This is a genomic window from Streptomyces morookaense, from assembly GCF_013030945.1.
In the GTDB taxonomy this organism is placed as follows: Bacteria; Actinomycetota; Actinomycetes; order Streptomycetales; family Streptomycetaceae; genus Streptomyces; species Streptomyces morookaensis.
The window spans coordinates 79,435-92,451 of record NZ_JABBXF010000051.1 but is presented as its reverse complement, the minus strand read 5'-3'; the positions used below and the strand labels follow the sequence as shown (position 1 = coordinate 92,451).

Annotated in this window: 12 protein-coding genes and 1 riboswitch; of the genes, 11 read left to right on the top strand and 1 reads right to left on the bottom strand. The window is 71.3% G+C overall.

The features are described 5' to 3' along the window. Nucleotides 1–118: 118 nt before the first annotated feature. Complete coding sequence (locus HG542_RS22350; protein WP_171084215.1) at nt 119–1,555, bottom strand: DUF2079 domain-containing protein; 1,437 nt, start codon at nt 1,553–1,555, stop codon at nt 119–121. Between the two features lie 165 nt (nt 1,556–1,720). Here HG542_RS22350 and HG542_RS22345 point away from each other — a divergent pair, with 165 nt between their 5' ends. From HG542_RS22345 to HG542_RS22295, 11 genes are all read left to right on the top strand, one after another. Beyond that, nucleotides 1,721–2,338, top strand: a complete 618-nt coding sequence (locus HG542_RS22345) for a SurA N-terminal domain-containing protein (RefSeq protein WP_171084213.1) — start codon at nt 1,721–1,723, stop codon at nt 2,336–2,338. 34 nt (nt 2,339–2,372) lie between these two features. Further along, complete coding sequence (locus HG542_RS22340) at nt 2,373–3,341, top strand: nucleoside triphosphate pyrophosphohydrolase (protein WP_171084212.1); 969 nt, start codon at nt 2,373–2,375, stop codon at nt 3,339–3,341. Between the two features lie 144 nt (nt 3,342–3,485). Next, nucleotides 3,486–3,893, top strand: a complete 408-nt coding sequence (locus tag HG542_RS22335; protein WP_171084209.1) for a DUF6479 family protein — start codon at nt 3,486–3,488, stop codon at nt 3,891–3,893. Nucleotides 3,894–3,923: 30 nt separating this feature from the next. Continuing rightward, on the top strand, nt 3,924–5,189 hold the full coding sequence (locus HG542_RS22330) for a cytochrome P450 family protein (protein ID WP_171084207.1): 1,266 nt from the start codon (nt 3,924–3,926) through the stop codon (nt 5,187–5,189). Nucleotides 5,190–5,301: 112 nt separating this feature from the next. Further along, complete coding sequence (locus HG542_RS22325; RefSeq protein WP_171084205.1) at nt 5,302–6,342, top strand: LysM peptidoglycan-binding domain-containing protein; 1,041 nt, start codon at nt 5,302–5,304, stop codon at nt 6,340–6,342. Between the two features lie 261 nt (nt 6,343–6,603). Then, nucleotides 6,604–6,782: riboswitch (cyclic di-AMP (ydaO/yuaA leader) on the top strand. Between the two features lie 3 nt (nt 6,783–6,785). Then, on the top strand, nt 6,786–7,535 hold the full coding sequence (locus HG542_RS22320; RefSeq protein ID WP_171084204.1) for a LysM peptidoglycan-binding domain-containing protein: 750 nt from the start codon (nt 6,786–6,788) through the stop codon (nt 7,533–7,535). 131 nt (nt 7,536–7,666) lie between these two features. Further along, nucleotides 7,667–8,947 carry a phosphopyruvate hydratase gene (eno, locus tag HG542_RS22315; RefSeq protein ID WP_171084201.1) on the top strand — a complete coding sequence of 427 codons (1,281 nt, stop codon included), beginning with the start codon at nt 7,667–7,669 and terminating at the stop codon, nt 8,945–8,947. Between the two features lie 89 nt (nt 8,948–9,036). Further along, a complete protein-coding gene (locus HG542_RS22310; RefSeq protein ID WP_171084199.1) occupies nt 9,037–9,507 on the top strand; it encodes an FtsB family cell division protein in 471 nt (156 codons plus the stop codon). 51 nt (nt 9,508–9,558) lie between these two features. Further along, a complete protein-coding gene (locus HG542_RS22305) occupies nt 9,559–10,086 on the top strand; it encodes a DUF501 domain-containing protein (protein WP_171084198.1) in 528 nt (175 codons plus the stop codon). Nucleotides 10,087–10,171: 85 nt separating this feature from the next. Beyond that, nucleotides 10,172–11,110 (top strand): Ppx/GppA phosphatase family protein, encoded by a 939-nt coding sequence (locus HG542_RS22300; protein WP_171084196.1) that lies wholly within the window; start codon nt 10,172–10,174, stop codon nt 11,108–11,110. 388 nt (nt 11,111–11,498) lie between these two features. After that, nucleotides 11,499–12,884 carry an NAD(P)/FAD-dependent oxidoreductase gene (locus HG542_RS22295; protein WP_171084194.1) on the top strand — a complete coding sequence of 462 codons (1,386 nt, stop codon included), beginning with the start codon at nt 11,499–11,501 and terminating at the stop codon, nt 12,882–12,884. Nucleotides 12,885–13,017 lie beyond the last annotated feature (133 nt).

Genomic DNA, 13,017 nt, shown 5'->3' with positions numbered 1-13,017 from the left:
TGTCCCCTATATATAGGGGACAGTTACGAATCCGTTGACCGCGCCCCGTCAGGGGCGCGGGACTGTTCACATTTGCGGCTCCGCCGCGTGGGCGCGACCAGCCCAAGACGGCCCGCGCCTAACCGACGCGCTGCACCACCGCATAGCCCCCCGCCTCGCCGGCCAGGCGAAACCGCACCCCCGGGTGCAGGCGTTGCGCCTCGCCCAACACGTCCTTGGCCGAACGGCCGTCGGCGATCCGCAGCGCGACGTAATCCGGCGTGATCCCCCGCGTGTCCCCGACCCACAGCACCCGGCACCGGTTGACCAGCCGGCTTATCGGGCCGACGTCGGACTCGACGACGGAGCCGTCGGGGATGCGGTCCAGCAGCCCCTCCGCCGCCTTCACACCCGCCGGTATCCGGTAACTGTCCGGCAGCGTCAGGCTGTACAGCGGCAGCGACGCCGTGAGCGCCAGCGCCGCCGCGAGCACGGCGGCGGGCAGGTGCTGCGCGTACGTCCGCAGCCAGGCGCGCCCCGCGCGCGGCGCACCCGCCAGCGCGTCGGCCAGCGCGATGAAGACGACCGGCATCAGCACCGCGCTGTAGTGCCAGTCGGTGCCCCAGTAGTGGTCGTCGTGGGAGAGGAAACGCCACCCCAGCGTCGGCAGCGCGACGATCAGTACGGGCGAGCGCAGGGCGAACAGGCCCGTCGTGGGCAACACGATCCACAGCAGCGTGCGGATCGCGGTGTCGAGCGGGATGACGGGGGCGGGACCGGGAGCCCCGCTGCCGTCGAGCTTGGTCCAGTAGTCGTACGAGCCACCGTGGTTGAAACTCGGGATGATCACGCCGAGGGCCACGGCCGTGGCCGCGAGCCCGAAGCCCACGAGCCCCAGCGCCCACGCGGCCGCCCGCGGATCGCTGCGGACGCCGCGCAGCCGTATCAGCACCAGCGCGCCGATGACGGCGGCCGTGACCCCCAGGTCCTCCTTGACCAGCACCAGCGGTGCCGCCCAGAGCACCGCGGCCCGCCACCGCCGCCGCACCACGGCCTCCAGGGAGAAGGCCAGCAGCGGCATGGCGAAGGCGATTTCGTGGAAGTCGAAGTCGACCGCCCGCTGCACGCCCCACGACAGCCCGTACGCCACCCCGATCGCGAGGCCGCGCCCGCGGCCCAGCAGGTGCGCGGCGAGCCGCGTCACCGGGACCGTGGACAGGGCGAACAGCAGGGCCTGGACGACCAGCAGGGTCACAGGGCTCGGGAAGACCCGGTAGAAGGGGGCGATCAGCGCGGTGACGGGGCTGAAGTGGTCGCCGAGGATATTGGTGCCGGGCCCCTTGAGGTCGGCTATCGGCGCGCCCAGGCGGGCGTAGCCCTGTATCGCCTGCTCGAAGATGCCCAGGTCCCAGGACATGGTGAGCATGCGGACGTGCCGGCTCAGCGAAAGCGCGGTGTAGAGGACGAAGAAGACGCCGCCGACCTTGTAGGGGTCGAGCCGGGGGGCGCGCAGGGCGGTACGGGCCGCGGACGCGCCGCGCTGCCGTGCCGGGGCCGTGGCCGCTGCCGGTTCCATGGGTGGCTTGTCCTCTCTGTACCGCTGCACCGTGAATGTCGAAAAGATACGCGAAACGGCTCTCCCGGTTCTCCTGCGGAGACGGCCCCCGGACCGGGCCGGTTCGCCTACCATCGATCAACGCCCGATCGTCGTGCCCGCCCGTACCCCTTCCCGGGAGGCTTCATGATCCGCCGCAGGACCGCGCTCGCCCTCTCCGCCGCCGCGCTGCTCACCGCGTCCCCCCTGCTCACCGCCTGCGGCTCGGCCCCGCATCCGGGTGCCGCGGCCGTCGTGGGCAAGGACAGGATCACCGTCTCGCAGCTGCAGAACCAGGTGAACGACGTACGGGACGCGCAGCAGTCCTCGCCGCAGGGCCGGCAGATGCTGGCGGACAGCGCCCGCCTCGGCCAGGACACCCTGGTCCGGCTCATCCAGTACCGCATCATCGAGCGGGCCGGCGAGGACAACGGGGTGCAGGTCACCCGGCGCGAGGTCCAGGAGCAGCGCGCCAAGGTCGAGAAGGCCAACGGCGGCGCCGACGCGGTCGAGAGCAGGTTCCTCGCGCTCGGCATCGCCCCGGACCAGATCGACCAGGCGCTGACCATGGACCTGGTCCGCAGCAAGCTGGACGCCAAGCTGGGGGCCGCGCGGACCAACGACGTCCTGATGCGGACCTCCGACTCCCTGCACGTGGACGTCAATCCGCGTTACGGCTCCTGGGACGCGAAGCGCGGCACCGCGCGGCCCGCCCGGGAGCCCTGGCTGCGGCCCACCACGACCGCGCCCGAACAGCCGGCCTGAGCCGGGGCGGCCGGCACGGCATAGGCTCGTCCGTGTGAACGACTCCACCGACTCCGCCGGCCGCATCGTCCTCCTCACCACCAGCCACCGGGTCGCCCCGGGGCTGCTGTCCTGGCCCGCCTGGCAGGCGCTGCGCGAGGCCGGGCGGGTGCTGTGCGCCGACCCCGCCCACCCGCAGCTGCCATATCTGCGGGAGGCCGGGGTCGAGGTCGAACAGGCGGAGGCCGTGGCCCGCGAGCTCGTCGACTACTGCGTGCGCGAGCGCCGCACCGCCGTCGTGATCAGCTCGGCCGAGGGCGAGTCCGCCCTCACCGACGGCCTCGCCCGGCTGGCCGGCTCCGGCCGCGAGACCATGCCGGCCCTGGAACTGCTCCCCGGCTCGTACGACCTGCCCGGCGCCCGGCTGCTGGACCTGGTGCAGGTCATGGACAGGATCCGGGCCGCCTGCCCGTGGAGCGGCGTACGGACCCACGAGGACCTGGCCAAGTACGGGCTGGAGGAGATGTACGAGCTCCTGGAGGCCATCGAGACCGGGGACCGGGAGGCGCTGCGCGAGGAGCTCGGCGACGTCCTGCTCCAGGTGGTCTTCCACGCGCGGATCGCCCAGGACGACCCGGACGAGCCGTTCTCCGTCGACGATGTCGCGGGCACGATCGTCGACAAGCTCGTCCACCGCCACCCGCACGTCTTCGGCGAGGAGACCGCCGAGACGCCGGAGGAGGTCAAGGAGCACTGGATGCGGACGAAGGCGGCGGAGAAGCGGCGGGAGTCCGTCACCGAGGGGGTGCCGCTGGGGCAGCCGGCGCTGGCGCTGGCCGCGAAGCTGGCGTCGCGTGCGCGGCATGAGGGGTTGGACGTCGCCCTTCCGGCGGGCGAGGGCATCGGCTACGAACTGCTGGCCCTTGCGGTGCGGGCCGAGGCGGAGGGCGTCGAGCCGGAGACCGCGCTTCGGGCTGCCGCCCGTGTGTACCGCGATGCGGTGCTTGCCGCCGAGCGCCGGTAGGCGTTTTCGGGTGCGGAGGGCGCCCCGAAGGGGCGCGGGGAACTGCGCGAACGGCCCAGGGCGGCCCGCACCCGGCCAACGACCCGTTCACCCGTTCGGGCCAGCAAGAGTCATGGCCGGACGGCCCCGGGGTACCCGAGTTGCATGAAACTCGCACTCCCCGCCTACCTCGGCGGCATCGCCCCCTTCGCCGTAGGACTCATCGTCGTCATCCTGCTGATCGTCGCGGTGGCGTACGGGATGCGGAAGCGCGACGAGGAGCCGCCACCGCCGTCGGCGCCCCAGCGCCGCATGGGTGCCTGGTCGACGCCGGAGGAGGACGGCCGGCCCACCCCCGAGCACGGTCCGGGGCACGACGACGACGAGGACGCCGTCGGCTACGTCCGCGAGCACCGCGAGCCGGACCCGCTCCAGACGGAGGCCAACGGCGAGCGCGTGCTGCCGCACGAGATCCGCAACCCGGGCAGCCACCCGGAGGAGCCCTCCGAGGAGGACAAGAAGTGGCGCCCGGGCGGCAGCGGCTCCTTCGGCAGCGGAGGCGCAGGGGCGTAGCGCGCGCCCGCCCCCGGTACGGTCGGGACCGTGCACCAGAACGACACGCCCCCCGCCCCCGACCTCTTCACCTGGGAGTTCGCCGCCGACCCCTACCCGGCGTACGCCTGGCTGCGCGAGCACTCCCCGGTGCACCGCACCACCCTCCCCAGCGGCGTGGAGGCCTGGCTCGTCACCCGGTACGCCGACGCCCGCCAGGCCCTCGCCGACCAGCGGCTCTCGAAGAACCCGGTGCACCACTCCGAGCAGGCCGCCCACGGCAAGGGCAAGACCGGCATCCCGGGCGAGCGCAGCGCCAACCTCATGACGCACCTGCTCAACATCGACCCTCCGGACCACACGCGGCTCCGCCGTCTCGTCTCCAAGGCGTTCACGCCCGGGCGCGTGGCCGAGTTCGCCCCGCGCGTGCAGGAGCTCACGGACCGGCTCATCGACGGCTTCGCCGACAAAGGGGAGGCCGACCTCATCCACGAGTTCGCCTTTCCGCTCCCCATTTACGCGATCTGCGACATGCTCGGCGTCCCGCCCGAGGACCAGGACGACTTCCGCGACTGGGCGGGCATGATGATCCGCCACGGTGGCGGCCCGCGCGGCGGGGTGGCCCGCTCGGTGAAGAAAATGCGGGGCTATCTCGCGGAGTTGATCCACCGCAAGCGCAACGAACCGGGTGAAGACCTTATTTCGGGGCTGATCCGGGCAAGCGACCACGGCGAGCACCTCACCGAGAACGAGGCCGCCGCCATGGCCTTCATCCTGCTGTTTGCCGGTTTCGAAACAACTGTGAACCTGATCGGTAACGGAACCTACGCCCTGCTGCGCAACCCGGATCAGCGCGAACGCCTGCAAAACGCCCTCGCGGAGGGCGACGAGAGCCTGCTGGCCACGGGCGTCGAGGAACTCCTGCGCTACGACGGCCCGGTGGAGCTGGCCACCTGGCGCTTCGCCACCCGGGCGCTGACATTGGGCGGGCAGCGCATCGCCGAGGGCGACCCGGTGCTGGTCGTGCTGGCCGCCGCCGACCGCGACCCGGAGCGGTTCGCCGACCCGGACACCCTCGACCTCGCGCGGCGCGACAACCAGCACCTCGGGTACGGGCACGGGATCCACTACTGCCTGGGGGCGCCGCTGGCGCGGCTGGAGGGCCGGACGGCGCTCGCAACCCTGCTGCGCCGCCTGCCGGACCTGCGGCTGGCCGCCGATCCGGAGGACCTGCGCTGGCGCGGCGGACTCATCATGCGCGGACTGCGGACGCTGCCCGTGGAGTTCACGCCCGAGGCCTCGCACGCTGCCGGATGACGCACGGTCAACTGATGTGACCTCGGCGTGACCTCGGATACACCGGCTTGTGACTACCGGGAGCCGTCGCTATGTTCGACGACCAATCGGCCCCGAGACGAGAGGTTCACGCATGCGCGCAGGTAACGGAAGACATCGCCGCCCCCGTCAGGCACCCGCGATCGTGGTTGCGGCGGGGGTGACGGGTTCGGCGCTCGCCATGCCGCTGATGGCCGCCACCGGCGCCTCCGCGGCCGACACCGGCACGTGGGACCAGGTCGCCCAGTGCGAGAGCGGCGGTACCTGGAGCGCGGCCGGCGGGGGCGGGCTGGGGATCTCGCAGGACGCATGGGAGCAGAACGGCGGCCGCGCGTACGCCCCGCGCCCCGACCTCGCCAGCCGCTCCCAGCAGATAGCCGTCGCCGAGAGCATGCTCGACGGCCAGGGCGCCGGCGCATGGGGCAGCTGCGGCGCGAACGCCGGCCTGGCCGGCGGGAGCAAGGCGCCGGACGTGGACCCGGGGGCCACGCAGACCCCCGCACCCAAGGCGCCCGCGCCGGAGCACACGACTCCGTCGGCGCACGAGCCGTCGTCCTCAGCGCCGTCCGACGGCGCGTCCGGGGACGCGAAGCCGGCGCCCGGCACGGCCACGCCCGGTGGTTCCGCTTCCACGAGCCCGGCGACCCCGTCGCCCTCGCCCTCCGACGACAGCGCGTCGCACGGCAGGCACCGCAAGGACGACCCCGCCCCGGTTCCGTCGACGGGCACCACGACGCCCTCCGGTACGCCCTCGGGCACCCCCTCCGGCACGCCGTCCACGGACCCCGCGAACCCGCACCCGTCCCTGCCCGGCATGCCCTCCGGCACCCCGTCCGACGCCCCGTCGGATGCCGGCTCCGGCACCACGGGCACCACGCCCGGCGGCGGCAAGCACCGTGCGCAGCCGCCCCGTTCCGACGACGACGGGCGTGTTTCGCGCGGCGGTTCGGATACCCGCACCGGTGGCCCCACCGACCACGACTACACCGTGCGTCCCGGTGACAACCTGTCAGTCATCGCGGAAGACCATTCGGTGAAGGGTGGTTGGCAGTCGCTGTACGAGAACAATCAAAAAACCGTCGGAAGCGATCCTGACCTCATCCAGCCTGGTCAGCGCCTCGATCTGGGCCGGTAGTGCGGCAGTTCGGGTCGAATGTCCGTTCACGCGGGAAAATGAGACAAGGGTCTCGTTGACTTCTGGCTGGACGGCCCCGGTCCGTTCTCCGAACACCGGCTCCCACCTGCGGAAACATTGGGTTCCCAGGGGTAACTTCAGTCAGCGGTGGCTGAAAAGAGGGGTTTGAACCCGTCGGCCGCCTGTGTTTACCGTCATCACCGCTCGCCACCGCGAGCACCGCGGTCGTCACGCCGAATCCTGCCGACGACCGCGGGAACCGTCGCGCAAGCGCCGTAGGCAGGAGCGGGGGAACCAAGGTAGGTCGCCGCAACGGCCGCCGGTGCAGCCGGCAAGCCGTAGCGGCTAGGGGTGAAGCCCGGTGTGCGCAAGCCACTGGGCCGGGCAAACTCACAGCCCGAACCCGACAGCTCACCTCGTAGGCGCCGGTGAGGAAACGACTCATGTCCAAGGGCAAGCATCGCCGTCCGTCCAAGGCCGTCCGCATCGTCACGCTCGCCGGGGTCACCGGCGTCGCCGTTGCCGCCCCGCTGATGGTCGCAACCTCCGCCAACGCCGCCTCGGTGTCCACGTGGGACAAGGTCGCCCAGTGCGAGTCCGGTGGCGACTGGTCGATCAACACCGGTAACGGCTACTACGGCGGCCTGCAGTTCTCGAACTCCTCCTGGGCAGCCGCAGGCGGCACCAAGTACGCCCCGCGCGCCGATCTCGCCACCAAGAGCCAGCAGATCGCCACCGCCGAGAAGCTGCTCGCCATGCAGGGCCCGGGCGCCTGGGGCTGCGCCGGTGCCGGCAACCTGTCCTCCGGCGGCGAGAAGGCCGACGTCGACACCTCGGACGCCCCGTCCTCGTCGAAGTCCTCGAAGTCCGAGCGCAACACCTGGTCCGGCAAGAGCCACGCCGACCGCAGCGAGCGCCAGGCCGCCCCGAAGCACGCCAAGCCGCAGACCTCCGACGACGACTCGGCCGACGAGACCCCGGCGAAGCAGTACACGCCGAAGCACGCCGCCCCCGCTCCGAAGGAGATCAAGACGGGCGACGGCGAGTACACGGTCAAGGAAGGCGACACCCTGGGCACGATCGCCGACACCCAGCACGTCAAGGGCGGCTGGGAGAAGCTGTTCGAGCGCAACAAGAACATCGTCGACAACGCCGACCTGATCTTCCCGGGCCAGAAGCTGCACCTCAGCTGACCCCTCGCCCGCCGGGCCACAGCGGACCGCCCCGCTCCGATGCGTCTTCCCCCCGAGCCGCATCGGAGCGGGGCTCCGCCGTTCCGTTAGGCTCGTGCTGCAGAACTCCAGCACAAACGAAGGAGACCCTCGTGCCGTCCATCGACGTCGTCGTAGCTCGCGAGATCCTCGACTCGCGAGGCAACCCCACGGTCGAGGTCGAGGTCGGCCTCGACGACGGCTCCACGGGCCGTGCCGCCGTGCCGTCCGGCGCCTCCACCGGCGCCTTCGAGGCCATCGAGCTCCGTGACGGCGACCCCAAGCGCTACCTGGGCAAGGGTGTCGAGAAGGCCGTCCTGGCCGTCATCGAGCAGATCGGCCCGGAGCTGGTCGGCTACGACGCCACCGAGCAGCGCCTGATCGACCAGGCCATGTTCGACCTGGACGCCACCGAGAACAAGGGCTCCCTGGGCGCCAACGCCATCCTGGGCGTCTCCCTGGCCGTCGCGCACGCCGCCTCCGAGGCGTCCGACCTGCCGCTCTTCCGCTACCTCGGCGGCCCGAACGCGCACCTGCTGCCCGTTCCGATGATGAACATCCTGAACGGCGGCTCGCACGCCGACTCCAACGTGGACATCCAGGAGTTCATGATCGCGCCGATCGGCGCCGAGTCCTTCTCCGAGGCCCTGCGCTGGGGCGCCGAGGTCTACCACACCCTCAAGAAGGTGCTGAAGGCCAAGGGCCTGGCCACCGGCCTCGGCGACGAGGGCGGCTTCGCCCCGAACCTGGGCTCCAACCGCGAGGCCCTCGACCTCATCCTCGAGGCCGTCAAGGAGGCCGGCTACACCCCCGGCCAGGACATCGCGCTCGCGCTCGACGTGGCCGCCTCCGAGTTCTACAAGGACGGCGTCTACAAGTTCGAGGGCAAGGACCGCACCGCGGCCGAGATGACCGAGTACTACGCCGAGCTCGTCGAGGCGTACCCGCTCGTCTCCATCGAGGACCCGCTGTTCGAGGACGACTGGGCCGGCTGGAAGACCATCACCGACAAGCTCGGCACCAAGGTCCAGCTCGTCGGCGACGACCTGTTCGTCACCAACCCCGAGCGCCTCGCCCGCGGCATCGAGGAGGGCAGTGCCAACGCCCTGCTCGTCAAGGTCAACCAGATCGGTTCGCTGACCGAGACCCTCGACGCCGTCGAGCTGGCCCAGCGCAACGGCTTCAAGTGCATGATGTCCCACCGCTCCGGCGAGACCGAGGACGTCACCATCGCCGACCTGGCCGTCGCCACCAACTGCGGCCAGATCAAGACCGGCGCCCCGGCCCGCTCCGAGCGCGTCGCCAAGTACAACCAGCTGCTGCGCATCGAGGAGATCCTCGACGACGCCGCGGTGTACGCGGGCCGTTCCGCCTTCCCGCGGTTCAAGGGCTGACAAAGCCTCCAGCCTCACCCCGTCCTCGGCCACGGTCCCGTACCGTGGCCGAGGACGGCTTTGCGTAACCAGACCATGGGGAGGCTTACGTGGCGGCGGAACGGTCCTCCACCGCGACCAGGCTCAGGGCGCTCGGCACCGCGCTCGTACAGGGGCCGACCGCCGCCCGGGTCAACCGCACGCGGTCGCCCCGGCGCAGCCGGCTCACCGGCCGGGCGGCGCTCCTGGCGCTCGTCGTCTGCTCCCTCGTCGTCGCGCTCGCGTACCCCATGCGGCAGTGGGTCACCCAGCGCACCGAGATCGCCGACCAGCGGCGGCAGTCGGAGCGGGCCCGGCAGCAGGTCAAGCAGCTGACCGAGGAGAAGGCCCGGCTGGAGGACCCGGCGTACGTGGAGCAGCAGGCGCGCGAGCACCTGCACTATGTGCGCCCCGGGGAGACCGGCTTCACCGTGCTGGACGGCGGCGGCGCCGCGAAGCAGCCCAAGGACCAGGGCGCCGCCGACCGCCCCTGGTACAGCAACCTCTGGGACGGGGTGGACTCGGCGGACGCCGCGCGCTGACGCCCTCCCCCCGGCCCCTGCCCTTTCACGATCCCGAGCACGAGCGAGCACATGGACACCCCTCCTCCCCAGACCGAGCCCACCGAGCCGACCGCCGCGGACATCGAGGCGTTCCAGCAGCAGCTCGGCCGCCCGCCGCGCGGCCTGCGGTCGATCGCCCACCGCTGCCCCTGCGGCAACCCGGACGTCGTCGAGACCGCGCCGCGGCTGGAGGACGGCACGCCGTTCCCGACGCTCTTCTACCTGACGTGCCCGAAGGCGGCCTCCGCCATCGGCACGCTGGAGGCGGAGGGCGTCATGAAGGAGATGAACGCCCGTCTGCAGAGCGACCCGGAGCTCGCGGCCGCGTACCGTGCGGCGCACGAGGACTACATCGCGCGCCGCGACGCCATCGAGGTGCTGGAGGGCTTCCCGAGCGCGGGCGGCATGCCGGACCGCGTCAAGTGCCTGCACGTCCTGGTCGGCCACTCCCTGGCCGCCGGCCCCGGCGTGAACCCCCTGGGCGACGAGGCCATCGCCATGCTCCCGGAGTGGTGGCGCAAGGGGCCGTGTGTGAATCCCTGCACCGACGAGAAGTGACCTGGCCCTGCGCCGGTTTGTGCCCACCGGCAGCAACCACCCCCGGCACCCCCGGTGCGGGGGACCCCGACTCTCAGGAGTACGCATGCGCGTCGCCGCCGTCGACTGCGGTACCAATTCGATCCGCCTCCTCGTCGCGGACGCGAACCCGCAAACCGGTGAACTCACCGAGCTCGACCGCCGGATGACCATCGTCCGCCTCGGCCAGGGCGTCGACCGCACCGGCCGCCTCGCCCCCGAGGCGCTCGAGCGCACCTTCGCGGCGTGCCGCGAGTTCGCGGAGGTCATCGCCGAACACCGGGCGGAGCGCGTCCGCTTCGTCGCCACCTCCGCCTCCCGCGACGCGGAGAACCGTGAGGACTTCGTGCGCGGCGTCGTGGAGATCCTCGGCGTCGAGCCCGAGGTGATCAGCGGTGACCAGGAGGCCGAGTTCTCCTTCACCGGTGCCACCAAGGAGCTCGCCGGGCGCGCGGACCTCACCGGGCCGTACCTCGTCTTCGATCTCGGCGGCGGCTCCACCGAGTTCGTCGTCGGCGACGGCCATGTGCGTGCGGCCCGCAGCGTGGACATCGGCTGCGTGCGGATGACGGAGCGCCACCTCGTCGTGGACGGCGAGGTCACCGATCCGCCGACGCCCGCTCAGATCGCCGCGATACGCGCGGATGTGGAGGCGGCGCTCGACCTCGTCGAGCGGACGGTGCCGATCGCCGAGGCGCACACCCTGGTGGGCCTGGCCGGTTCGGTCACCACGGTCGCCGCGATCGCGCTGGGGCTGCAGGAGTACGACTGGGAGGCCATCCACCACGCGCGGATCCCCGTGGAGCGGGTCCGGGAGATCACCCACGAACTGCTCGCCGCCACGCATGAACAGCGCGCCGCGATCCCGGTGATGCACCCGGGCCGCGTCGACGTGATCGCGGCCGGGGCGCTCGTCCTGCTCTGCATCATGGAGCGGACCGGGGCCGCGGAGGTGGTCGTCAGCGAGCACGACATCCTCGACGGGATTGCCTGGAGCGTCGCCTGAGGCGGTCCGGAACCGGGCGTTCCGCGGACCGCGGAAAATTGTTCGTGAAATCCTTCACATGAAAAGGCGGTCCCGGACCCCCGGAAGGGGCCCTTCAGGCCCCCTTCCGGGGCCCATCGACCCCTTCTCGTCCGCCGAGCGGACGGAACAGGCTGGTTTCGGGCGGGTTAAAGAAACGCTTATCCGGAGCCGGACCGTGCAGTGGTCTAGTCCTCGTGAAAGCCCCAAGGCCAGTTCAGCGGGGGTCGTCAACGCCCGTACGGGCACAGTGGTTCCCCGTAGCGGCTATGGCGTCGGTCACGGGGGCCGCGGAGTGTAGCAGACACCCCCCGGCGTCTTGTGAAGGGGCTCACGAGCACCCCTGTGGGGAGTGCTGGATACTCGAAACATGAGCACCACGGAGCGTCCACGGATCCTCGTTGTAGGCGGTGGGTACGTCGGTTTGTATGCGGCGCGCCGCATCCTGAAGAAGCTGCGGTCCCAAGAGGCGATCGTCACGGTCGTCGACCCGCGCTCTTACATGACGTACCAGCCCTTCCTTCCCGAAGCAGCTGCCGGGAGCATCTCGCCCCGCCACGTCGTGGTGCCCCTGCGACGTGTGCTCCCCGGGGCGGAGGTTCTCACCGGCCGCGTCACCACGATCGACCAGGACCGCAAGGTCGCCACCGTCGCGCCGATCGTCGGCGAGGCGTACGAGCTGCCTTTCGACTACCTGGTGATCGCGCTCGGCGCCGTCTCGCGCACCTTCCCGATCCCCGGCCTCGCCGAGAACGGCATCGGCATGAAGGGCATCGAGGAGGCCATCGGCCTGCGCAACCACGTCCTCGAGCAGCTCGACAAGGCCGACTCGACGACCGACGAGGAGATCCGCCGCAAGGCGCTCACCTTCGTCTTCGTCGGTGGCGGCTTCGCCGGTGCGGAGACCATCGGCGAGGTCGAGGACATGGCGCGCGACGCCGCCAAGTACTACACCAACGTGAAGCGCGAGGACATGCGCTTCATCCTGGTCGACGTGGCCGACCGGGTCCTCCCCGAGGTGGGCCCGAAGCTCGGCGAGTACGGCCGGAAGCACCTCGAGAGCCGCGGTATCGAGGTGATCCTCAAGGAGTCGATGAAGTCCTGCGTCGACGGCCACGTCGTGCTGTCGAACGGTCTCGAGGTCGACGCCAACACGATCGTCTGGACCGCCGGCGTCAAGCCGAACCCGGTGCTGTCCCGCTACGGTCTGCCGCTCGGCCCCCGCGGCCACGTCGACACCCTGCCGACCCTCCAGGTCAAGGGCACCGACTACATCTGGGCCGCGGGCGACAACGCCCAGGTCCCGGACCTCGTCGGCCGCGCCGCCGGCAACGAGAACGCCTGGTGCCCGCCGAACGCCCAGCACGCGCTGCGCCAGGCCAAGGTCCTCGGCGACAACGTGGTCTCCGCCCTGCGCGACTTCAGCGCCGCGCAGAAGGAGTACAAGCACGCCAACAAGGGTGCGGTGGCGGGCCTCGGCCTCCACAAGGGCGTGGCGATGATCGTCATGGGCAAGATGAAGATCAAGCTCAAGGGCCGTCTCGCCTGGTACATGCACCGTGGCTACCACGGCATGGCCATGCCGACCTTCAACCGCAAGATCCGCGTCTTCGCGGACTGGACCCTGGGCATGTTCCTCAAGCGCGAGGTCGTCTCGCTCGGCGCCATGGAGAACCCCCGCGAGGAGTTCTACGAGGCCGCCAAGCCGGCCCCGCAGGCGTCCGACGCCGCCCCGGCCCAGAAGGCCAAGGCCTGACGTCTGGTCGGACCCGCAGAGCAAGTGCCGGAAGGCGTCCACCCGATCCGTGGGGGTGGGCGCCTTTCGGTCTGTCCGGGTGGTGAGTTGGCCGAATCCTGCCGCACAGGGCAGGACTAGAGCACGGCTTGCT